A 22816-nucleotide genomic window follows, 5' to 3' on the forward strand; every position below is an offset into this window, starting at 1 on the left:
TCCATGATCATTAACAGGCTATGCAGGAGGATTCGCATTCATACAATTCGCTTCGGATTTTGAGCCACACCCCCAAAGGCTACATAGGGCAGTGCCATTGCTGCACGCATTTCAATTTCGCCTACGGTAATGTGCTGTTTGTCTTCACAGAGGACGGTCTGCGGGGCTTTCAATCCATTTTGTACGATCAATCCCACCTGCAAAGCATCGGCGAACCGCTTCCGCACGGCAAAGCCCATTTGCTGCCATCGCCCATCCCGAATTTCATCCTCTCTTTCGACGACACCGAGCTGGAAGAGATCCGCACGATGTTTCAGGAGGCACTGCTGGTTTTGGAAGTGGATAAAATATTTTCCTACAAAAAGTAAGACCCTGAAATGCAGACTCTTCCGAGATTCTATATTTGTTTAATGCTAATCCTCTCGGCAACGGGTGGGGGTTATGCAAAAGCGCTCCGCATCGTTTCGGCGAACGGGACATTAAGTGAAATCCTTGTGGGACTTGGTTTGGAAAAACAGATCGTCGGCGTGGACGTGACGAGCACCTTCCCCGCCTCTCTTGAAAAACTTCCGAAGATCGGCCATAACCGCACCATTGCCGCCGAGGGTATCCTTGCATTGAACCCCGACGTAATCATTTACACCAATCAGAGCATGCTATCGCCGGCGGTGGTGAGACAGCTGAACAGCAGCGGCAAAAAACTCGTCGAGTTCAAGCATGAGTATTCCAAAGAAGGCGCGATCAGACTGATCCGCGAAGTAGGCGCCTATTTCAATGCAAATGCCCAGGCTGAGAAAATGGTGAAAGCGTTGCAGGCCGACCTAGAGAAGATTCCTGCACCGGCTAACCCCAGGAAATTACTCTTCATCTACGCCCGCGGCACGGGCACATTAATGGTTTCCGGCACCGGCACTTCGCTGGACAAAATGTTCGCATTGGCCGGGCATAGGAACGCGGTCAGCGGTTTCACCGACTTCAAACCGCTGACCGCTGAATCACTCATTGCAGCTAACCCCGATGTGCTCGTACTGTTTTCCAGCGGATTAGAGAGCCTCGAAGGCATGGACGGACTCCTGAAAGTACCGGGCGTGGCGAATACCAATGCGGGCAAAAACCGCAGAATCGTAACTATGGACGGTCAATTCCTCACTGGCTTCGGGCCGCGGGTCGGCAAGGCAGCCATTGAACTCGCTCAAAAAGTAAAATAAGAGGCCATGCTGACAGAAACGATAAACGAGCGGGAAACAACAAAAGCGGAAACGCTTCATAAGCACATTTTACCCTCTTCGACGGCCAAGATGGTGTGGATACTGAGCTTCATCCTGCTGGCGTGCGTGATTTTTGCAGCGTGCACCGGCGCTTTGTCGATTTCCATAAGCGAGTTATGGCGGATCGTCGCATTCAAGCTCGGCTGGATTTCCGAAATGCGGGTCGAGGAGCAAAAATCGATCGTTTTCTGGATCATTCGCCTGCCGAGAGTATGCCTGGCTGTGCTGATCGGCGCTGGATTGGGCATTGCAGGCGCATCGCTGCAGGGGCTTTTCCGTAATCCGATCGCCGACGCCACACTCATTGGCGTCACTTCCGGCGCTTCGCTTTTCGCTGTGTTCGTCATTATGCTCAACGTTAAATATTTTGGAATACTGAACGAGCTCGCCGGCGCATACAGCATTTCGTTTGTCGCCTTCGTCGGTGCGGCCTGCACGACCTTACTCGTGTATCAGCTATCAAAGCTCACCGGCGACGGCGGCGTCACCACATTGCTGCTCTGCGGGATCGCGATCAACGCATTCGTAGGAGCGATGACAGGCCTGATGACCTACCTCGCCGACGACGCACAGCTCCGAAGCATTACCTTCTGGAATCTCGGCAGCCTCGGCGGCGCCAGTTGGACGTCCGTCATGGCCGTAGGGCCGTTTATAGCTGTTTCGATTTTCTTTATGCCTTATCTTTCAAAAGCATTGAACCTGCTCGTGCTGGGCGAAAGCCAGGCCGCAAGCCTCGGCGTGAATATGAAATCACTGAAACAAAAAGTGATCATTCTCGCGACGATGGGCGTAGGCGCGTCTGTGGCTGTTGCGGGAACAATCGGCTTTGTTGGATTGGTAGTACCACACATTATACGCACGTTGTTCGGACCAAACCACCGGACACTCATCATCGGGTCGGCATTGTCGGGCGCTATCGTGCTCACCCTGGCCGATACCCTCTCCCGCACCATTGTAGCGCCGTCGGAGCTCCCGATCGGTATTCTGACGGCCATGCTCGGTACACCTTTTTTCATTTACATTTTGTGGGAACAAAAGCGCAAACGGCTATGATCGAGGTCAGGAATGCGGGATTTGAGGTTAGAGGTCGGAAACTGCTTGAAAATGTCAGTTTTTCAGTCAGATCAGGTGAATTCTGGGCGATCGTGGGCGCTAATGGTGCGGGAAAGTCGACGTTGATCAAATTGATCTCCGCGGAGTACAGCACTACGGCGGGAGCGGTGCATTTCCACGACCGCGATCTTCGGAAATACAAACTGAAAGAGCTGGCCAGAAAACGGGCTGTATTGTCTCAACAAAACAATATCACGCTCTCATTCACCACACAGGAAATCGTGCTGATGGGCCGCTATCCGTTTTATGACGCCGATCCTGCGCAGCGCGACCTGGCGATTGTCGATATGTGCTTGAAAAAAGTGGGGATTGGCCATCTAAAGGGCCGCCTTTACCCGACATTGTCGGGCGGCGAGCAACAGCGCGTGCAGCTCGCCCGCGCGCTGGCGCAAGTGTGGGAGATCGAAAACGGCCTGCTCTTGCTCGACGAGCCTACTGCCGGAATGGACCTTTTGCATCAATACGAGACATTCCAGCTGGCAAAGGAGCTTACCCGTAAAAATTTCGCGGTGATTGCCGTGATCCATGACCTGAACCAGGCATTGCAATACGCCGACCGGGTACTGATGCTCAAAAACGGCCATATGCATGCTATCGGTTCACCCGAAAACGTACTAACCGGGCAGGCTATCCAGGAGGCTTTCGGATTGCCGGTGCAGATTATCCAGCCGGAAATGACGCCGTACCCGGTGATTGTGCCGCAAGTGGCGCCCGTTTCGTATCATTTACCCTGATTAGTAACTATTAAATACACAAAGATGAAATCAACCCTTTCACCGGACAGAACTGAATTGAAAGAACGCTGGGCAGAATACAAGCTCGACAACCCCAAATCCCGCATCCGCGACGACGCCAAAGCGCTAGGCACCTCGGAAGCCGAACTCCTTGCCACCGGCTTGGGCGCCAATGTGCAGCTCCTCGACGGCGATTTCAGGGAGTTGATCAAGGAAATGGGCTCGCTCGGGCACGTGATGGCGCTCACGCGTAACGACCACGTGGTGCATGAGCGCAAGGGGGTGTATGAGAAAATATCGTTCAACAACCACGTCGGATTGGTGCTGGGCGAGGATATCGACCTCCGCCTGTTCCTCGGCGATTGGAAATTCGGCTTCGCGGTTTCGGAAAACGAGCGTTACAGCCTGCAATTCTTCAACAGTTTCGGAGAGGCGGCGCATAAAATTTACCTTACGGAGAAAAGCAACAAGGAGGCCTACGACGCATTGGTTACCAAATACCTGGCGGCCGATCAGGATGTAAACCTGTTTGTGAGCGAGAAAAAAGAGAAAGTAGCCGAGCCCGACGAGGCCACGGACCTCGACGAAGCGGCATTCCAGCAAGAATGGCTGGCGTTGAAAGATACTCACGACTTTTTCACACTGCTGCGCAAACACAACCTTTCGAGAAAGCAGGCACTGCGTAATGCTCCCGAAGGTTATGCCCACCGTATCAAGCCGGAAAGCATGAAACCGCTGTTCGACGCGATTTCGGAGACCGGACTGCCCATTATGGTGTTTGTTTCGAATCCCAACTGTATTCAGATCCATACCGGGCCGATCAAAAAGATCTTCGTGATGGGCCCATGGTTGAATGTCATGGACCCGGAGTTTAACCTGCATTTACGGGAGGACGCGATCGACGAGGCCTGGGTAGTGCGGAAGCCTACCGAAGACGGCATCGTGACGGGCATCGAGCTCATCGACAAGGACGGGGTGATGTTCAACCAGTTCTTCGGCAAGCGCAAGCCGGGTATTCCCGAACTAGCCGAATGGCCCGCTCTAATCGAACAGCATTCGATCAGACTCTGACCCGAAAAGTAAGCGCGCCAACGCTTTAAGATAAAATTTCGCCATAGTAATTAGAAATTGCCGGCTTCATTAATGAGCCGGTATTTTTTTGCAAAAAATTACAGGCCACTTTTTCAATCAAAACAAAATTTTGTAAACTTTTCGAAAAAAGTAAAATATTAATAACCTGAAATACAGTATATTAACAACAAAATTTTGAAAACTTTTTCTCAAAACAACTTTCTTTTCAATCCCAAAATATGTAGATTTGAAGCTCTCAACTTCTTCAAAAAACGTCTTATACCACCTAATGGAATCCATAAAATCTTCACAATCAGAAAGAACCTACACCAGTGATGAAGCCTTTCAGGCCTCGCTGGAATATTTCAAGGGCGACGACCTTGCCGCCCGCGTTTGGGTGAATAAATATGCTTTGAAAGATTCGTTCGGAGCCATTTACGAAGCGACGCCGAACGACATGCACCACCGCATTGCGTCGGAGATCGCGCGCATCGAGCAACGTTATCCGAACCCGCTGAGCGAAGCCGAGATTTTCGATCTGATCAAAGATTTCAAATACATTATTCCACAAGGCAGCCCTATGACGGGCATCGGCAATCCATACCAGATCGCCTCGCTTTCCAATTGCTTTGTGATCGGCAACAATGGCGCGTCGGATTCCTACGGCGGCATTATGAAGATCGACCAGGAGCAGGTGCAGCTCATGAAGCGGCGTGGTGGCGTGGGGCATGACCTTTCGCATATCCGTCCGAAAGGCTCGCCTGTCAAGAACTCGGCATTGACATCCACGGGTATCGTACCATTCATGGAGCGCTTCTCCAACTCTACCCGCGAAGTGGCCCAGGACGGCCGCAGGGGCGCACTGATGCTCTCGGTTTCTATCAAACACCCCGATTCCGAAAGTTTTATCGATGCCAAAATGGAGCAGGGCAAGGTTACCGGCGCCAATGTCTCGGTCCGGATAGACGATGAATTTATGAAAGCGGTGGACACGGGGACCACTTACCGCCAGCAATACCCCATCAAAAGCGCCAACCCTTCACACATCAAGGACATCGAGGCGACGGCGCTCTGGAAAAAGATCGTGCATAATGCATGGCAATCGGCCGAGCCGGGTATTTTGTTCTGGGACACCATTATTCGTGAATCCGTCCCCGATTGTTACGCCGACCTCGGCTACGAGACCATTTCGACGAACCCCTGCGGCGAAATCCCGCTCTGTGCCTACGATTCCTGCCGTTTGCTGGCCATTAACCTGTTCTCATACGTAGAAGATGCGTTTACCAGCAAGGCCCGGTTCAACTGGGAGCTGTTCAAAAAGCATATTGCGGCGGCGCAGCGCATGATGGACGATATTATCGATCTCGAACTCGAAAAGATCGATGCTATCCTGCAAAAAATTGATGAAGATCCCGAGGATGCCGAAGTGAAACGCGTTGAGCGCAACCTTTGGCTGAATATCCAGACCAAAGCCAAAGAAGGTCGTCGGACCGGTATCGGTATCACCGCGGAAGGCGACATGCTGGCGGCATTGGGCCTGCGCTATGGAAGCGACGAAGGCAATGCATTCGCGGTGGAAATCCATAAAACCGTGGCGCTGGAAGCGTACCGCGGGTCGGTCCACACGGCCAAGGAACGCGGCCCGTTCACGATTTTCGACTCAGAAAGGGAAAAAAATAACCCGTTTATCAATCGCCTGAAAGAGGCCGACGCGCAACTGTACTACGAAATGCTCGAATACGGCCGCCGGAACATCGCATTGCTGACGATCGCGCCGACAGGCACCACAAGTTTGATGTCGCAAACGACTTCGGGTATCGAGCCGGTTTTCCTCCCGGTTTATAAAAGAAGAAGAAAAGTCAATCCGAACGACAAAGACGTCCGCGTGGATTTTGTCGACGAGGTAGGCGATTCGTGGGAGGAATATGTGGTTTTCCATCACCGTTTCAAGCAATGGATGGAGGTTAATGGCTTTGATACCACTAAAAATTACGCACAGAAAGACCTCGATGAGCTGGTAAAAAAATCGCCTTACTATAAAGCCACTTCCAACGATGTGGATTACCTCAAGAAGGTAAAAATGCAGGGCGCGATCCAGCAGTGGGTCGACCACTCGATCAGCGTGACCATTAACATGCCGAACGACGTCACCGAAGAACTTGTAGGCGAATGCTACATGGAAGCATGGAAAGCAGGTTGCAAGGGTGTTACGGTATATCGCGACGGTTCACGTTCAGGCGTTTTGATCTCCAACACGGAGAAAAAGGAAGAGCCGAAAGACGGCAGCCCGACGCCATTCCCGACGGAACGCCCACAAACACTGCAAGCTGACGTAGTACGTTTTCAGAACAAAAAGGATAAATGGATCGCATTCATCGGCCTGATCGACGGTCGTCCGTACGAGATTTTCACCGGCTTTGCGGACGACGAAGATGGTATCCTGATCCCCCGATGGGTAAATGAAGGTTTGATTATCAAAAACCGGGAAGCCGACGGCAGCTCTCGTTATGACTTTCAATACAAAAACACGCGCGGCTATAAAACGACGATTGAAGGGTTGTCCTACAAATTCAACCCTGAATACTGGAACTATGCGAAGCTCATTTCCAGCACATTGCGCCACGGAATGCCGATCGAAAAGGTGGTAGACCTGATCAGCAGTCTCCAACTCGACGAGGCGATCAACACCTGGAAAGCCGGCGTGGCGCGCGCATTGAAACGCTACATCCCGGATGGAACCGAAGCCGTGAAGCAGAAATGCCAGAATTGCGGCTCGACCAATTTGCTGTACCAGGAAGGGTGTTTAACGTGCAAGGATTGCGGCTCATCGAAATGCGGATAAAAATCATAATTTTGAATGACTGAATGATTGAATAGACAACTATTCGGTCATTCAATCATTCAGTCATTCAAAACTTACTATACTCAAGCTCCTCATTTACCCACTCGCCTGCCCGGTTCAAAGCATTCACGCTTTAAACCGACACTATGGTTATTTCGCAAATCCTGATCAGGTACCGCAGAGATAATGCGCTTTCTCAAAGACAGATGTCCGACATGCTCGGCGTTTCGCAGGTTGGTTACCACAAATGGGAAACCGGCACCACCAAAATTGAAATGGAGCATTACTGTCGCATCGCGACGTTATGTGATGTGAGTTTGCTGGACCTTCTCCCGCGCGACTGGCAGGAGAAGATCAGGGATGAATTGGGGGTCTGACTTCCTTAAAAAGTCTCTTCTACAACGCCCAGGTAGTTGAACGGGCTCAATGCGCGAAGTTCTTCCCGTATTTTTTCGGATACGTCCAGTGTTTCGATGAAACGCGAGATCGAGTCGTGGGTGATTTTTTCATTGGTGCGCGTCAATTCTTTCAGCGCCTCGTAAGGCTTCGGATAGCTTTCGCGGCGCAGAATGGTCTGGATTGCCTCGGCTACCACGGCCCAATTTTCTTCCAGTTCGGCTTTCAATACCTCGCCATTCAACTCGACTTTACCCAGACCTTTCAGCAGGGAGTTCAAAGCGATGGCCAAATGCGCGATAGGAACACCGATGTTACGCAATACCGTGGAGTCGGTGAGGTCACGTTGCAAGCGGGAAACGGGCAATTTGGACGCAAAATGTTCAAACAATGCGGATGCGAGGCCGAGGTTCCCTTCCGAGTTTTCGAAATCAATCGGGTTTACCTTATGCGGCATCGCGGATGAGCCGACTTCGCCTGCTTTGATCTTCTGTTTGAAATAGCCCATTGAAATGTACGTCCACATATCCCGGTTAAGGTCTGTGAGGATCGTATTCAGGCGTTTCAGACAGTCAAAAGTAGCCGCCAGGTTGTCGTAATGCTCAATCTGAGTTGTGTGGCGGCTTCTTTTTAGTCCTAATCCTTCCACAAAATGGTGGCCGAATGCCATCCAATCCTGCTTCGGATAAGCAACGTGGTGCGCATTGAAGTTACCCGTTGCGCCACCGAATTTCGCCGAATGCGGTATTTTGTCGAGCATTTCGAGCTGGCGTTCCAGGCGTTCCACAAAAACCAGGAACTCCTTACCCACCCGTGTAGGCGACGCCGGCTGCCCGTGCGTGAATGCGAGCATCGGCACGTTTTTCCACTCGATCGACATTCTTTTCAATACGAAAAGCACCTGGCGGAACAACGGTTTAATCTGCCGCTCCATCGCGTCTTTCAGCGAAAGCGGGATCGCTGTGTTGTTGATATCCTGCGAAGTAAGGCCAAAGTGGATAAATTCCTGGTAAGATTCGATGCCCAGCTTTTCGAATTGCTCCTTAATGAAGTACTCGACAGCCTTCACATCGTGGTTGGTCACCTTTTCGATGTCCTTTATATGTAATGCGTCTGCTTCGCTGAAATCTTCATAGATCTTGCGCAATGACGCATATTTCTTCTTGTCAAATTCTGATAGCTGAGGGAGGGGAATTTCACAGAGTGCAATGAAATACTCGATTTCTACATACACCCGGTAGTAAATCAGGGCGTATTCCGAGAAATAAGCCGAAAGTTCAGATACTTGTTTGTAATAACGGCCATCAACCGGAGAGATCGCCGTAAGCTGATTTAATGACATGATTTTCAATACAAAAATTGATTATCAGGCAAAGTTAGCAGAATTCACGGTCCTAAAATGGTAAAACCGGAACGAAAAATTCTTTTTGGGATTGGAAACAGAAATTATAAAACTATTCGCATATTCGTTCACTAACCTTGATTATACAAAGCACATGCAGCCTTCGCCTTTCATTGGAGAATTAGTCGGAACCATGGTCCTTATTTTGTTAGGCAACGGCGTCGTCGCCAATGTCGTGTTGAAAAAAACCAAAGGCGAAAGCGGTGGCTGGATCGTCATTACCGCAGGATGGGCGTTTGCGGTGATGTTCGGGGTGTTCACAGCCAATGCATTCGGCAGCGCGGCAGCACATTTGAACCCCGCGGTAACCGTGGGTTTTGCGGTACTTCAAAACGATTACAGCCTTATTTCAACTTTCATTCCGGCGCAGCTGATTGGCGCATTCCTGGGAGCTGTGCTGGTTTGGATGCAATATCTGCCGCATTGGGGCGCTACCGAGGATGGCGGATCCAAACTGGCCTGTTTTTCAACCGGCCCGGCCATTAAAAGTACCGGGGCCAATTTCCTGAGTGAATTTATCGCAACCATGATGTTGATCGTCGGCATTGCAGCCATCGGGTATGCCGGCACTTCCGATCCCGAAAAAGGCGGCATTCCGTCCGGTGTAGCGCCTTACCTGGTGGGTATGCTCGTTTGGAGTATCGGTCTATCGCTCGGCGGTACTACCGGCTATGCGATTAACCCCGTGCGCGACCTCGGCCCACGCATTGCCCACACTATCCTGCCTATTACCAACAAAGGGAGCTCCGACTGGGGTTACGGCTGGATTCCCGTTCTGGCCCCCATTGCGGGAGCCATCATCGGTGGACTGATTTTGCGTAGCTTCTCTTTATGATCTATTCAACTGTAATTTTGCCGCCGCCTGAGTAGCTACGGAATTCGCCCCGGTACATCGCGTCGGCAGCGGCTGGTCCAATCGTAAATGTACCTTTCGCTACAATTCTCACCTGATAGTAGAATGTCCTCGGCTGACCGTCGGCATTGGTGAAGAAATGAATGCGGTCGTCGCGAATATCGTAATATTCCGGAACGGCTGCATTCGTAATCCATGGCATATCGCGCGGCTCGGTGATCCTTGGGTTTTCTATCTCGAAGCCAGCGGGCAGCAGGTCGGTAACGACTACGTCTTCCACCGGCAACCCGTTGTTGCTGCTAAGCGTCAGTTTCACCACCACGAGGTCGTTCTGATGGAAAGTTTGCACCGGCGCTCCATTGCGTGTCAGGAACTGGCGACGAATGCTGATGCCTTGGTCTTCCTCTACATAACTACCCGTGGCCGACATACCATCCGTCTGCGCGAACCAGTACAGATCGCCTTTGCCCTGCGTTTTGACCAACAGTTTCTGGTTCAAAATGCCTTTTGAAATCTTCAACTCCTTACCTGAAAACTGCCCCAGCGATTTGCCATTTGCGGAAACAGAAGCTGTTACCGTCGAATTGGATGTCTTTTTCGCCAGTTTACCCAAAGCCAGCACCGCAAATGCCGCTTCCTGCGTATTCAAATAAGAAGCAGACTGAATGGCCAGTGAAAGTTGGCGCCCCAATACCGGGATTTGCGTGTTGGAAGGATCAGATTCAATCAATGTATTCAAAACCAACGACATATTCCGTAGCGGGGATGAATAGCTGTTGTCATAATAATGCCCCGCATTCTCGGCTACATATTTTTTAGGTAACAATGCATTGAAGCTCCGTGCATCGCCCGCGAGCTGGAAAGCACCAGCGAGTAGATACTGGGAATCCTGCGTGAGCAAATGCGGGTTCTGTTTGTAATAATTCATTGCAGCGCGGTTCGGATGGCCATTCAATGCCAGGACATAAAGCGAATAAATGGCTTCCCGGCGAGCGACCGTTTTTTTCGTTTGAGTACCTTTCGGCTGGCCCTCGTAGGCCAATCCATTATTTGTACTGGCGATAATCACCTCCCTGTTCGCGGTGGTACCACTTTGTGCTGTCAGATATTCCACCGCGCGGCTCAGTGTTTTGGCATTAACCTCAAAACCTGCCCGCCGTGCTTCTTCCAGGAAATGCACAGCGTAGGCGGTAGCCCACCAGTCTTCCAGCTGCGCCCCCGGCCACATGCCCATGCCTCCATTGAAAAGCTGCTGCGATTCCACTTTACGGATGGCTTGCTGCACGTTGGTCATCGGATTAAAATCACTTTCTCCGCTCCTGACCGTGTAAACCGGTGCGGCCATTGCTTTGGTAAGGTCTGCGAAATAGATTTGCGGGAATGCTTTTGACACCATCTGTTCCAGGCAACCATAAGGATAGCCGAGCAATGTCGATAATGCCTTGCCACCACCTTGTACCAACGGCGAACGGCTCAATACCAGCTGACTACTGCTTGTGGTGGGAAGGAACGACGATTTAAGGTCGATCACCCCTTGTTTATCGCCTGCAATAAGGCCCGACGTACTGGTTTTCAGCAATGGTGATGCCGGACGAACCGTAATTTCGGTTTGATTGACGAATGTTTCTTTAAATGCATTCACCTTCACCACCACCTTCCCGATGCCGATGGCCGTAGCCGCTTTCACGGCAAACATCGCGCGGCTTTCTTTTCCGGCCGGAATATTAATGTTCTGGGTAACCGGCGCAGCACCTGCCGCCAGTGGGCCGGAGAGCTGGACGGAAACGATCGCCGTTGTCGCTTTGGCCTCGGTGTTGCTGATGTTAACCGGCAATACCAGCTCGTCGCCCGGGCTCAGGAAACGCGGCAGGCCGGCACTGATCACAATCGGATCCGCGACTTTCATATTTTTGGTAGCCGAACCGAATGCATTATCCTTGTAAGCCACTGCCATAATGCGCAGATCGCCGCTGAACTGCGGGATATTCACATCAAAAGTCACATCGCCGCTGCCATTCGCTTTCAGCTGACCGCTCCAAAACGACACCAGTTCGGTACGGCCGTTGCTCAGCGGGTTAATCCTTCTTTCCAGGTCATAACCATCACCGCCGGAGCTGGATGTTCCTGAAATGGTCAGTTCCGGGAAAAGCTGCGCATACAAATCGTGGCTGGAAACTTCCAACGCCCGTTTTTGATAAAAATGCCCGTGAATATCGGGAGTCTTTGTGTTTTTGATCTGCAAAATACCTTCATCCACCACCGCCAGCGTCACCTCCGCATTCGGTTCCGTTTTGATCCGAATCTGCTGCTTCGTCTTCGATCGGGACTTTTCCACTGCCGTAATCGCGACCTCCAGTTTCCGCTCAGGATCTTCCACCAGGACAGGCTCAAAGCCGTGTGCCACCGTCAGCGGCATATCCGACGAATCCAGCGGACGGATCAGCGTAGCTGTTACAAAAACGTTCGGTAAATGCTCTTTCTTGATTTTAAATGTCAATTCGGCCGCCTTTTTCTCGGTGGTTAGAATGTGCTGCTCGAGGACATTGTTACGCTCCACTGTAACCAGCAACCGGCCATCGAACGGCGTTTTGAACAATACGGTCGCAGTTTCACCGGTTTTGTAATGCGTTTTATCGGTTTCCATCAATACCCGGCCTTCATTGCTTACTTCAAAAGACGAATACTGGGTATAACCATAGCCATAAGCGTAGAACTTCGCGAGCGTGTAATGCGCCGCGCCGGGGCGTCGTACCCGTACCTCATATTCGCCAGAAACCGTGGGTATATATCGGAATGTCCCTTTTCCGCCGGAAAGCGTCAGTTTGTTGGAATATACCAGCTTCTCACTCTTGCGTGAGGTGTATTGCAGGCGGTCATATTTTTTTTCCACGACCGTCTGGTATTCCAGCCGTACTACTTCAATGCTCGCCACGGCGCCGTTCTGCAATGCACCACTTTTATTTACGCCCACAATATCAACAGGTACAGGCGCATTGGTTCCGACATAGGCGTCGGGAAGACGAATGCCGTAGAATACCGGCTGGGTGTACACGTCGAAACGCTGTAACCTGTTGACAGGCCGTCCGTTTTCATCGAAAACCGTTACGTAAATCTTGCCTTCGAGCACGCCGATATCCTGTAAGCCGGATAACAATGTAAACTGCTCATTCGCCTGCCCTTGCTCATTAGTCGTACCCTGGCGGCTATCGCGCTCGAAAGTAGTTTCGGCGGGGATATCGAATGTGTATTCCGGGAAACCTTTGGCCGAAAAGCCTTTCCGCTGCAACTGGAAATCCATTTCATAGGTGCGATTGCTTGCTGGCGGGCCAAACAAATTGGTAGCGGTGGCGGTAAGCGCCACTTTCTGACCTGAAACGTAATCTTTGGCAGCACCGCTGAGATCCACCCTAATGCGATCGGGCATGAACTCCTCCACGCTCACCGCCTGGGAACCGAGCAACACTTCGTTGGCATTGTACACTTCCAGGATGTAGGTACCTGTGAGTACACCGGCATCGAGCGGGATTTCCGATTCTACGGCCCCCTGGTCATTGGTCGTCTTGCGCCATGTGCGGAATTCACGGCCGTTAGGCGTTAACAGCCGCAATTTGAGCGGCACTTTTCCCGCGGTTTTCCAATCCTGGGTCCGCAAAACTGTATTGAAATGCATGGTTTCACCCGGGCGGTAAATATCACGCTGCCCGTAGATGAACACCTGGTACCCCGATGCATTATCCCGCAAGCCCTCCACATCGAACCGCGAAGTAAGTACCTGGGTATCTTCCAGCAACAGGTAATTAAAATCATCCTCCGAGCTCGCCGTAATCATTGCAATCTTAAATCCCGGCGCCTTTTCGCTTAGCTTATCGACATGCGCAATGCCGTCGCCATCTGTTTTGAGGGTGTGTACGGTCTGATTATTGGAGCTGACTAGCGTCAACTCAAGATCTTTGATCGGCTCATTGGTTTTAATGGAATTGGCAAAAACCCAGAGCTCGTCTTTTCCCTGCTTGGCGATGAGGCCGATGTCGGAAATGGAAACGAGCTTTGTGGCTCCTAGATATGCCTCTTCCTCCGAATTTACAGCAACGAGATAAACGCCCTGCCGTTTGTTGTCGTCTGGCAATGCAATATTCAATGCGGATATACCCTTGTTTTTGGATAGGTTAGCAGTCTCGACAATCTTGTTCACGATCACGTCACTTAGCTGGCTTTCGCGGTCGTCGCTGTAATTGAAATTACCTGTCGGCTGCCAGTCGTCGCCCACATATGCGTAGTCGCTCCATCTGTTATTATGGATGTAATGCAGGATATTATTGGCGTAAAGTTTTGAAATACGCACCTGTACTTTGGGCACATTCACGATATTCACACCTATATTCCTTGAACTTTTAGAAGACAAATACAGCCCCTTTTTGTTTGCGAACGAAATCGCTGCAGGCATTTTGCCAAAAAACAGGTCGCGCGATGCTTCTTCTTCCAGCGTTTGACCCAAAATGCCTTTCAAAGACTGTTTCAACTGCAATACGTACGTTTCCGTTTCATTGAAAGCGCCCCGAATGATGAAGCCATTTTCAGTAGGCTCGGTTTCCACGGCCGCTTCGGGTGTCACTGTGAAACTCCCTGCGACGCTCTCCTTGTCAAGCTCCTGTGTGGTCACAATCCGTGCGTAACCCGCATTGTTCTCAAAACCCGTTTTAATATCCACCACTTCCAGATGCAGCGGCGAGGGGATACTTACCGTTTTCGAAAGCGCCTCGTTACTGCTGTATGAAGTATTCTGAACTTTTACACCTTTGTCAATGGCAATACTGACCGGCGTTTCATTATTATCGGCCTTCCCTACCTTCGCCAGGGCCAGCGTAACTGACGTTTCATCCTGCGACGGCAATACCCGGTAATCCAGCGGCTGATCCTCGAACAAGACTTTGAGCTTCTCGGCCACATTCTGCGCATTGACAGGATAATTGAAATTCAGCCTTAACCGCGCCTCCTGCCTGCCACTCTCTGTGGAAAGTGTCCACCAGCTCTCCGTTTCGACCAGTTGCAGATACGGTGTATGGAATGTGATCGGGTCCTGGGAGAGTTTATATTTCTTCTCCTTGTCTGCTTTTTCGGTGATCAGCTCGGTTAGTTGCGCCTGATAGGACGTAGCGGCCCCGAAACCTGCTACCGGTGAAAACACGAGCTCGTTCGGCGCGGTCCATTTGAATTTGCCACGAACCGCCGGCTCGAACGTTACATACTGTGTAGAGTCCCAGTTATTCAGTTCAGCCGTAGAAACTAGGTCCTTGTTAAATGTAAAAACCAGGTTTTGCGATTGTCCCACCTCGTCCGTGAAGTTGGTACCCGCCACGCGGATTTCATTAAAGGAAGAACAGCTGCTAAAAAACCAGGCAAAAAGTAAGACGCAAAAAGAGCTCAGGATGGCAATCTTTTTCATAGGAAAGGAGATATAAAAAACGGATGATTTTTGTAACCAAAACCATCCGCCTAAATTAAACTATACAAGTTAATTCGCTCTTAATAACCGCTTTCAAATGATTCAACGGTGCCCCTGCCAGATTTAGCGGTAGCCGTTGCTTCAAAATGCCTGCATCACCTCCTCGATTGGCCTGGCGCCCTCGAAAAATGAAAGCAACCGCACGAGAATCCCTTCCACCACCGCATCCGGGCACGACGCCCCGCACGTCAGCATAATACGCACGGGAGTTTTTGCCGGAATATAGTTTTCTGTGACCACTTCTTCTTTCTTATGCAGGTCAAAATGGCGGATCAGTTGCCTGTCCAGGATTTTATTGACTGATTCGATAAAGTATGTCGGGAATTTCTGTTCACATAGCTCCACCAAGTGCGAGGTGTTGGAACTGTTATATCCGCCTGCAACAACCACCAGATCGGCATCATGCGTGAGCAATGCGTAGGTAGCATCCTGGTTATCGTTCGTCGCATAGCATAACGTGTCGCGCGTGTTCGCGAAACGGTCCTCCACCTGCTCGCGACGCAGGCTGTAATGCCTGATCATCACATTTTTGAGATAGTCGGCAATACCCTGGGTGTCGGAAGCCAGCATGGTCGTCTGGTTCACGACGCCGATGCGCTGCAAGTCTTTTTCTGGGTCAAAACCCTCCGAATACTGGTTTTTGAAATCTTCAAAAAACTGTGATGCGGGCCTGGATCCCGTCATATATTCGGCCAGGATCTGGGCCTGTCTCATATTCTCCACCACCACGGTCTGGGCATTTTGCTTGCTGTGCGAGAAGGTAGCGCGGGTCTCTTCGTGATTCGGCTTGCCGTGGACCACGATCGTATAGTCTTTCTCCCCGATTTGCGCAGCACGGTTCCAGACTTTCTCCACAAAAGGGCAAGTGGTGTCGTACACGTACGCATTCACGCCCAGTTCCGACAACTTTTGCTGATTCTCCACCGTAGTTCCGAATGCCGGAACGATCACGATATCTTCCGCAGTCAACTGCTCCCAACCGATCAGCTGGTTGCCTTTGGTATCCATGATAAACTGCACGCCGCGTTCTACCAGATCACGATTCACGTCCGGATTATGGATCATTTCGCTCAAAAGGAAGATCCGCTTGCCCGGGTTTTCAGCAATGGCCTTATAGGCAATATCGATCGCGTTCTCTACCCCATAACAAAAACCGAAATGGCGCGCAATGAGAAATTGTACCGGTCCGAAGTCAAGCACGGTGGGAGAATAATCCCTTTTCAGCTTATCGTTCTTACGGCGGAATTCCTTGATTGGCGTGATAATGCGGCTCCGGTAAAAATCGGGGATATTGAAAGTTTTCATGTACTAAAATCGGTAGATTGCATTAGGCAGTGCAAAGATATACCTGCCTTTTCTAAGAACAACACGGTGTCCCCCTTTGTTCGATATGCGGCATTTTGAAAATATTTTTAAAATGAAGTGCAACATGCCGGAGAATCGGTTGTCTTTGATTCAGAACGTTCAAAATATAAACCTTCTGCTTGAAAACACAAATTTACCCCGACCGGCACGTCGAACTGGTGGAGCGTTGTAAACTCGGAGAGCGCAAAGCGCAATACGAGCTTTATAAACATTACTCGAAAGCCATGTTCAACATCTGCATGCGGATACTGAACCATTTGGGAGAGGCTGAGGATGCTTTGCAGGAGGCTTTCGTGGATGCATTCACGAACCTCCACCAGTTCAGGCAGCAGTCGACGTTTGGGGCATGGTTGAAGCAAATCGTGGTCAATAAGGCGATCAACCACATGCGCAGCAGGAAGGTAAAATGGGTGGAAATCGACGAATTCCACGAAACATTGGAGCAAAGCGATCGGAATGAGGATTCTTTCGGACTGGATGAGAGCGACACGACGCTCGAAATAGAAAGGGTCCGCAACGCGGTACAGAAATTGCCGGATGGTTACCGGGTGGTGCTAAGTCTGTATTTGTTCGAAGGCTACGACCACGAAGAAATCGGCGAAGTGCTCGGGATCAGTGAAACCACCTCCCGGACGCAATACATGCGTGCCAAGCGTAAGTTGACCGAAATGCTGGTACGGTAGCGGAGTGGTCAGGAAGTGGTCAGGAGTAGTCAGAAATGGTCAAGTGTGGTCAGGAAGTAGTCAGGTATGGTCATGAATAGTCAAATGGGAGAGAAACAACAAATGACAAGACTTGACAATACATGACTAAAAATGACAATACCTGACCGCGCGGCGGACCGCTACAAATGACTAAAAATCAGATTGTGCAAAACACTAATTACGATACTTACCTAAAACTCTTACGGATTTGAGACTATTATTTACACTTGACAAGTTAATTAATCTATGAAAAATTCTTCTGATAAAAAGGATCGATTGGAGCGGTTTGTGCGTGATAACAGGGATGGATTTGATACTTTCTTACCGCAGGATTCTTTATGGAGCCAGATTGAGAACCAACTACACAACGAGATTCCGATAGTACCTGAAAAATCGAAAAAAAAAATCAGGCGTCTGAGTAACCCCTATTTCGACTGGCGCATTGCTGCGGGGGTATTCCTGGCGCTCGGGATCGGGTTTCTGGTTTATCTCAATAACGAGTATGGCATTACCCGTGATCCGAACGTGGCCCTGAAAGTTCCCGCATATGCCCGCGAATTCAATCAATACAATGTTGCAATAGACCAAAAAAGGGAGGAGATCATCAAGCTGGCCCGGAACAACCCGGAGCTTTACAAAGATTTCTCCGCTGATTTGGAAAGTCTGGAAGCGAACTATAAAAACCTTCGCTCCAACTTATCGAACGCCCCTAACCAGGAAGCACTGCTCGAAGCAATGGTTCAGAACCTGCAATTACAGGTCGATCTGCTGAACCAACAACTGGAAATTTTGCAACGCATTAACAAAGTGAAAAATGATAACGATAAAGAAAATAGCGACGCTCCTGTTATTTAGTGTGATCGCCACACTTCCGCAGGTAGCCAGCGCAGCCCTCGATCCCGACAATTCCGAACAAAACGGTCTGATAGAGAAGCGTAGGAATATTGTGAAAGTATTCGATGTCAAAAAGAGCGACGCGCTTGAAGTTGACAACCAATTTGGTCTCGTAAAAGTGAATCTGTGGGCCAAGGAAGAGATTAAAGTGGAGATCGTCGTTACCGCCAATGCGCCCTCCGACAACCGCGCCGCGGAATATCTGAGCTCCGTGAATATCGATGAAAAACGCGTCAAAAACGTCATTAGCCTCACTACCCGCATTGACCGTAACCAATTCGGTAACAGTGGCTGGAATAAAGGCAAGGGCGACAAGAATTTCATTCAGATCGATTATACGATCTATATGCCGAAGGAGAACTCGCTGACCGTTCGCAACAAATTCGGGAATACCGATATCCCTTCGTTCTACGCCCCGCTGACCGTCGATTCCAAGCACGGTAACTTTATGGCGATGCTCCTCGAAAACCCGGACAATGTGATCGATATCCAGTTTGGAAGTGCCAAAATTGGCAAAATGGACGGCGGGAAACTGGATTGCCAGTATGCCAACGTAAAACTCGACCAAGCCAAGAAAGTATGGCTGAGCAACAAATTCGGCGAGTTAATGATCGGCGATGTCGTTAACCTGGACGCGGCCATTGATTATTCAGGGGCTAAAATCGGTACGATCCGTGGTACCGGTAAAATCAAGCTCAACTATTCGGGTAATTTCAAAATCGACGAGCTGATGCATTCAGCCCAGAATGTGGATATCCAGGCGCAGTACTCTTCGATTGTGTTGCCTGCCGAGTCCAATCAGTTCAATGTAAGTGTAACGTATGGTAAATTCAGTTACCCGACGGAGAACGTCAATTTCTCGATGCAACCGGATAAAGACGGCCGGCCTGACAAAATGAAGCATTACCAGGGAAAGGTTGGTTCCGGCGGGCCCAAGATTACCGTCACTTCGGTCTTCGGTGATGTAAAAATGAAGAATTAAACCCCTCTCCTATTCTTCCAGGAGCACATTATACCTGAAATCCAGCGGATCGAAGGCATTAATCAGCTTCTGAATAAACTGAGGATCGTTGATATAGAAGTTCAGCAGATTGTCATACCGTTCCTGGGCGATTCCGTTCGGGAACAGTTTGTTTTTAAGGGTCAGCAATTGTTCGATCTCCGATTCATGATTGCGCTCCTCTGCGCGGATAATGCGTTTTTCGAGGTGCTTCAATGAATTCAGAAGCCGCGTCTGCTCTGCTTTCACGGCGCCGTGCATAGTTTGATCTACCTCCGTTGCCTTGGCAAGGATCTGGTCAAAAATGGCGTTGAACGCTTCTTTCTGCTCGTTCAGATTTAGCTCGTGCTCGGTATTACGTTCGATGAAGGTCTTACGCAACGCGATTTCGTCGAGGAACAGATCTTTGTAGTCAATTTTCAGCTTCTGTGCCTTCTTGTACTGATGACCATTTATGTACAATGCGAAATTCCGCGGCATCAACATCGGGTAAGGCACGCCGAAATGATCGAAAACGCCTTTCAGTTGCATCCAGTATGGCACTTCTGACGGCCCGCCTATATACGCGAGGTTAGGCAAAATCACTTCCTCATACAATGGCCGCAAGATCACATTCGGGCTGAAACGCTCCGGATTGGTTTCGGCCAGTGCCAACAACTCTGTTTCGCGGAATTCCAACTCGGTATTGAGCACTTTGAACACGTCGCCCTCGCGTACAATGCGTTCGCGCAGGTTGTCGTCAAGGTAGAAGAAATTGATCTCGCGCGCGTGCAGGGGAGTATGGTAACCAAGCGCATTCAACCGGGAAGTGGTTTCTGTAACGAGTTTCTCCGAAATGGAGTCTTTCAGTTCTTCCTGAATGACCGGCAGGAAGTGCCGTTTTAAATCCGCATGGTCGGCGTCGAGGCTAACCAGCCCGTAACGTCCGAAGAGCTCGTGCATATAACATCGCACGGCGTCGGCCAATGTATTGTTTTCCAGATAAGCCTTAGCGAAAAGCAGCGGTTTATCCGGCAACTGCTTCAAAATACCCGCCAATTCTTTTGGATTCAGCCTTCCTACGGCTCCCTTGTGCTCGCCCGTCCATTTGTGCGTCTGTCCGAAAAGATGGAAGGAAGCGATTTCTTCAAAATCATGATCCTCCGTAGCCATCCAGTAAATGGGTACGAAATTGTACTCAGGATACTTTGCCTTTAATGCCTCCGCAAGCTTGATGATCGTTACGATCTTATAAATAATGTACAACGGGCCCGTAAAGATATTCAGCTGGTGCCCGGTTGTTACAGTGAAGGTATTCTCTTGTAGTAAAACCGAAAAATCGGGCAGGAAAGGGAGGCCGTGGTATTGCTTCGTAAGCACATCGACCAGCGTTTTACGCTTATCGGCCGTAAAGCCCTTTTTATTCAAAATAGCCTTTTCCGCGTTTTCTAACGTCGGGAAGATGCTATAAAAAGATTCAAGCGTCGGTTTCTGATCGAGGTAATCGAGTAGTAATGCAGGAAACTGGCCTGTGGTACGCAGATCCACGGAATGCAAAGTCATGAAAGGTGGTTTTTCAGTAGCTAGTAGAGAATCCAACGTATTAATTTTTGCTATTTGACTCAAAAAAGAAACCTAATACCTAACGAGAAAGGCGTCGTTTTTGGTTTCCCAAAATTGCGCATTTTGGCCAATAATCGAAAACCTTTCACCAAGATACAAAAAAGCCGCATCTGAGTCAGATACGGCTTTCAAACGTGTACATTTTGGTTTTCAGTTGTAGCAGGTTATTCGCCTGAGGTATTTATGGTTTCTTAAAAGACGTAGTCATTTTTGGCTATCAGTTCGTCGGCAATACGGCGGCGCGCATCTTTGAGGTTCATAGGCTCGATCTTCGTGAATCTTTTCAGTCCCATCAGCATTACACGGAGCTCATCGCTCCCGGCAAAACTGGTAATCGCCGAACGGCCCGCATTGTTCACCCTTTCCACCGCGCGGTTGAGGTAAATGAGCGCTATATCCTTATGCAATGCATTCGCCCCTTCCCCCAGCAGCCCAATCCGCTTTTCTACCCGTAACAACACGGATTCCGCCACATAAATTTCAATGACCATATCGGCAATATTCATGATAATCTCCTGCTCCTCAGAAAGTTTCATCATAAACTTTTGCACCGCGGCACCGGCAATCATTAAAGCGGCCTTTTTCAGGTTTTTGATCACTTTTTTCTCCGCCGCAAACAACGTTTCATCTTCATCCGAACTAAAATCCGGAATTGATAGAATTTCCTTACCCACTGCCATGGCCGGGCCCATCAGGTCAAGCTGACCCTTCATCGCCCGTTTCAGGAGCATATCTACCACCAGCAAGCGGTTAATTTCGTTGGTACCTTCAAAGATCCGGTTAATCCGGCTGTCGCGATAGGCGCGATCCATGGGCGCATCGGCCGAGAAACCCATCCCCCCATACACCTGCACACCTTCGTCTACCACGAAATCCAGCACTTCCGACCCATGCACCTTCATGATCGCGCACTCAATCGCAAATTCTTCCAGGGCCTTCAATTTCGCCTCGGCATCGTTCATCCTCTTGTCCTTGAAGGCCTGGATGAGGTCATCTATATTTTGTCCTACCCGGTAAGCCGCCGATTCCGTTGCGAACATTCCCACCGCCATTTCAGCGAGTTTATGCTTGATAGCACCGAAATTGGCGATCGCCGTACCGAACTGCCGGCGTTCGTTAGCATATTGTATCGCTTGCGAAGCCACGCGTTTGGAGCCACCCAGTGCTGCCGCTGCCAGCTTAATACGGCCGATATTAAGGATATTAACCGCTATTTTAAACCCGTTACCCCGTTCGGAAAGCATATTTTCAACCGGTACCAGGCAGTCGTTAAAGAACAACTGACGTGTGTCCGAGCCCTTGATGCCCATTTTGTGCTCAGGTTCGTTCATCGTAATGCCGCCGAACGACTTCTCGATGACGAATGCTGTCAGGTTTTTATCTGTTTCACCATTCTCCTCGATTTTGGCAAAAACAATAAATACATCCGCAAAACCGCCATTCGTGATCCACATCTTCTGACCATTGATCACATAATGCTGCCCGTCGACGCTCAGCTTAGCTTTTGTTTTACCTGAATTGGCGTCCGAACCCGAATCTGGTTCGGTGAGGCAATATGCCGCCTTCCATTCGCCGGAAGCAAGCTTCGGCAAGTATTTGCGTTTCTGGTCTTCATTGCCATAGTAGAGAATAGGCAATGTACCGATGCCCGTGTGCGCCGAAAGCGCCACCGAAAACGAATTGCCCGCGCCCGTGGCTTCTGCCACGAGCATGGAAGTATTGAAATTCATCCCAAAACCTCCAAACTCTTCGGGAACCGCAGTTCCAAGCAAGCCAAGCTCCCCTGCTTTATCCATCAACTCGGAAATCAGTGCCGGGCTTTTGGCCTCGTCGATTTCATTCAAACGCGGCCACACCTCCTTTGAAAGGAAATCGCGGCACGTATCAGCGATCATTCGCTGCTCTTCATTGAATTCTTCCGGGATAAAAATCTGGTTCGCCAGGGTTTCCTTGATCAGAAATTCACCCCCTTTGATGGACGTCTGGTTTACTGCTGCAACGGACATATCTGAATGCGGGTTAGTCGGAAAAGTATTGAGTATGCTTGCATACTATTAGCGATTGATGCA

General features: G+C 50.0%; 16 protein-coding genes. 11 read left to right on the plus strand and 5 right to left on the minus strand.

Translation table 11 applies throughout. The features are described 5' to 3' along the window. The first annotated feature begins 20 nt into the window (after window positions 1-20). The 7 genes from ACQ4MZ_RS26135 (at window position 21) to ACQ4MZ_RS26165 (ending at window position 7405) form a co-directional block, all read left to right on the plus strand. On the plus strand, window positions 21-368 hold the full coding sequence (locus ACQ4MZ_RS26135) for a DUF6686 family protein (RefSeq protein WP_430850110.1): 348 nt from the start codon (window positions 21-23) through the stop codon (window positions 366-368). 42 nt (window positions 369-410) lie between these two features. Further along, complete coding sequence (locus tag ACQ4MZ_RS26140) at window positions 411-1208, plus strand: heme/hemin ABC transporter substrate-binding protein (protein ID WP_430850112.1); 798 nt, start codon at window positions 411-413, stop codon at window positions 1206-1208. A gap of 6 nt (window positions 1209-1214) precedes the next feature. Next, window positions 1215-2321: a FecCD family ABC transporter permease gene (locus ACQ4MZ_RS26145; RefSeq protein WP_430850114.1), complete on the plus strand. Its 1107-nt coding sequence runs from the start codon at window positions 1215-1217 to the stop codon at window positions 2319-2321. Further along, window positions 2318-3115: a heme ABC transporter ATP-binding protein gene (locus tag ACQ4MZ_RS26150; protein WP_430850116.1), complete on the plus strand. Its 798-nt coding sequence runs from the start codon at window positions 2318-2320 to the stop codon at window positions 3113-3115. The genes ACQ4MZ_RS26145 and ACQ4MZ_RS26150 overlap by 4 nt, the downstream gene beginning before the upstream one ends. A gap of 24 nt (window positions 3116-3139) precedes the next feature. Then, on the plus strand, window positions 3140-4186 hold the full coding sequence (locus tag ACQ4MZ_RS26155; RefSeq protein ID WP_430850118.1) for a hemin-degrading factor: 1047 nt from the start codon (window positions 3140-3142) through the stop codon (window positions 4184-4186). Between the two features lie 289 nt (window positions 4187-4475). Next, window positions 4476-7028, plus strand: a complete 2553-nt coding sequence (locus tag ACQ4MZ_RS26160) for an adenosylcobalamin-dependent ribonucleoside-diphosphate reductase (protein WP_430850120.1) — start codon at window positions 4476-4478, stop codon at window positions 7026-7028. Between the two features lie 146 nt (window positions 7029-7174). Then, window positions 7175-7405: a helix-turn-helix domain-containing protein gene (locus ACQ4MZ_RS26165; RefSeq protein ID WP_430850122.1), complete on the plus strand. Its 231-nt coding sequence runs from the start codon at window positions 7175-7177 to the stop codon at window positions 7403-7405. A gap of 5 nt (window positions 7406-7410) precedes the next feature. Here the strand turns inward: ACQ4MZ_RS26165 and purB are convergent, their stop codons facing one another. Further along, a complete protein-coding gene (purB, locus tag ACQ4MZ_RS26170; RefSeq protein ID WP_430850124.1) occupies window positions 7411-8766 on the minus strand; it encodes an adenylosuccinate lyase in 1356 nt (451 codons plus the stop codon). 154 nt (window positions 8767-8920) lie between these two features. Between purB and ACQ4MZ_RS26175 the strand changes: the two genes are divergently transcribed. Further along, window positions 8921-9661, plus strand: a complete 741-nt coding sequence (locus tag ACQ4MZ_RS26175) for an MIP/aquaporin family protein (protein ID WP_430850126.1) — start codon at window positions 8921-8923, stop codon at window positions 9659-9661. Window position 9662: 1 nt separating this feature from the next. Here ACQ4MZ_RS26175 and ACQ4MZ_RS26180 read toward each other — a convergent pair whose 3' ends face one another. Together ACQ4MZ_RS26180 and ACQ4MZ_RS26185 are read right to left on the minus strand one after the other, a co-directional pair. After that, a complete protein-coding gene (locus ACQ4MZ_RS26180) occupies window positions 9663-15122 on the minus strand; it encodes an alpha-2-macroglobulin family protein (protein ID WP_430850128.1) in 5460 nt (1819 codons plus the stop codon). Between the two features lie 141 nt (window positions 15123-15263). Then, window positions 15264-16487, minus strand: coding sequence for a 4-hydroxy-3-methylbut-2-enyl diphosphate reductase (locus tag ACQ4MZ_RS26185; protein ID WP_430850130.1), 1224 nt, complete (start codon window positions 16485-16487; stop codon window positions 15264-15266). A gap of 179 nt (window positions 16488-16666) precedes the next feature. On the opposite strand from ACQ4MZ_RS26185, the gene ACQ4MZ_RS26190 reads away from it, so the two are divergent. The 3 genes from ACQ4MZ_RS26190 to ACQ4MZ_RS26200 all read left to right on the plus strand — a co-directional run bounded on the left by ACQ4MZ_RS26190 (window position 16667) and on the right by ACQ4MZ_RS26200 (window position 19127). Next, window positions 16667-17230: an RNA polymerase sigma factor gene (locus tag ACQ4MZ_RS26190; RefSeq protein ID WP_090384902.1), complete on the plus strand. Its 564-nt coding sequence runs from the start codon at window positions 16667-16669 to the stop codon at window positions 17228-17230. A 267-nt stretch (window positions 17231-17497) separates the two neighbouring features. Next, window positions 17498-18106, plus strand: coding sequence for a hypothetical protein (locus ACQ4MZ_RS26195; RefSeq protein WP_430850133.1), 609 nt, complete (start codon window positions 17498-17500; stop codon window positions 18104-18106). Continuing rightward, window positions 18066-19127, plus strand: a complete 1062-nt coding sequence (locus tag ACQ4MZ_RS26200) for a hypothetical protein (protein ID WP_430850135.1) — start codon at window positions 18066-18068, stop codon at window positions 19125-19127. Before ACQ4MZ_RS26195 ends, ACQ4MZ_RS26200 begins: the two co-directional genes overlap by 41 nt. Window positions 19128-19136: 9 nt before the next feature. On the opposite strand, the gene bshC is transcribed toward ACQ4MZ_RS26200, so the two are convergent. Beyond that, on the minus strand, window positions 19137-20687 hold the full coding sequence (gene bshC / locus ACQ4MZ_RS26205; protein ID WP_430850137.1) for a bacillithiol biosynthesis cysteine-adding enzyme BshC: 1551 nt from the start codon (window positions 20685-20687) through the stop codon (window positions 19137-19139). A 251-nt stretch (window positions 20688-20938) separates the two neighbouring features. Continuing rightward, complete coding sequence (locus ACQ4MZ_RS26210; protein WP_430850139.1) at window positions 20939-22753, minus strand: acyl-CoA dehydrogenase family protein; 1815 nt, start codon at window positions 22751-22753, stop codon at window positions 20939-20941. Window positions 22754-22816: the final 63 nt, after the last annotated feature.

Origin of the sequence: Dyadobacter sp. BHUBP1 (assembly GCF_050587785.1) — a bacterium.
Taxonomy (GTDB): domain Bacteria; phylum Bacteroidota; class Bacteroidia; order Cytophagales; family Spirosomataceae; genus Dyadobacter.

What these genes read in the sequence shown, in the direction of transcription:
- ACQ4MZ_RS26175 (WP_430850126.1), top strand. Translation starts at nt 8,921, where the DNA reads ATGCAGCCTTCGCCTTTCATTGGAGAATTAGTCGGAACCATGGTCCTT.
- purB (WP_430850124.1), bottom strand. Translation starts at nt 8,766, where the DNA reads ATGTCATTAAATCAGCTTACGGCGATCTCTCCGGTTGATGGCCGTTAT.
- ACQ4MZ_RS26150 (WP_430850116.1), top strand. Translation starts at nt 2,318, where the DNA reads ATGATCGAGGTCAGGAATGCGGGATTTGAGGTTAGAGGTCGGAAACTG.
- ACQ4MZ_RS26140 (WP_430850112.1), top strand. Translation starts at nt 411, where the DNA reads ATGCTAATCCTCTCGGCAACGGGTGGGGGTTATGCAAAAGCGCTCCGC.
- ACQ4MZ_RS26195 (WP_430850133.1), top strand. Translation starts at nt 17,498, where the DNA reads ATGAAAAATTCTTCTGATAAAAAGGATCGATTGGAGCGGTTTGTGCGT.
- bshC (WP_430850137.1), bottom strand. Translation starts at nt 20,687, where the DNA reads ATGACTTTGCATTCCGTGGATCTGCGTACCACAGGCCAGTTTCCTGCA.
- ACQ4MZ_RS26135 (WP_430850110.1), top strand. Translation starts at nt 21, where the DNA reads ATGCAGGAGGATTCGCATTCATACAATTCGCTTCGGATTTTGAGCCAC.
- ACQ4MZ_RS26200 (WP_430850135.1), top strand. Translation starts at nt 18,066, where the DNA reads ATGATAACGATAAAGAAAATAGCGACGCTCCTGTTATTTAGTGTGATC.
- ACQ4MZ_RS26185 (WP_430850130.1), bottom strand. Translation starts at nt 16,487, where the DNA reads ATGAAAACTTTCAATATCCCCGATTTTTACCGGAGCCGCATTATCACG.
- ACQ4MZ_RS26165 (WP_430850122.1), top strand. Translation starts at nt 7,175, where the DNA reads ATGGTTATTTCGCAAATCCTGATCAGGTACCGCAGAGATAATGCGCTT.
- ACQ4MZ_RS26145 (WP_430850114.1), top strand. Translation starts at nt 1,215, where the DNA reads ATGCTGACAGAAACGATAAACGAGCGGGAAACAACAAAAGCGGAAACG.
- ACQ4MZ_RS26160 (WP_430850120.1), top strand. Translation starts at nt 4,476, where the DNA reads ATGGAATCCATAAAATCTTCACAATCAGAAAGAACCTACACCAGTGAT.
- ACQ4MZ_RS26180 (WP_430850128.1), bottom strand. Translation starts at nt 15,122, where the DNA reads ATGAAAAAGATTGCCATCCTGAGCTCTTTTTGCGTCTTACTTTTTGCC.
- ACQ4MZ_RS26155 (WP_430850118.1), top strand. Translation starts at nt 3,140, where the DNA reads ATGAAATCAACCCTTTCACCGGACAGAACTGAATTGAAAGAACGCTGG.
- ACQ4MZ_RS26210 (WP_430850139.1), bottom strand. Translation starts at nt 22,753, where the DNA reads ATGTCCGTTGCAGCAGTAAACCAGACGTCCATCAAAGGGGGTGAATTT.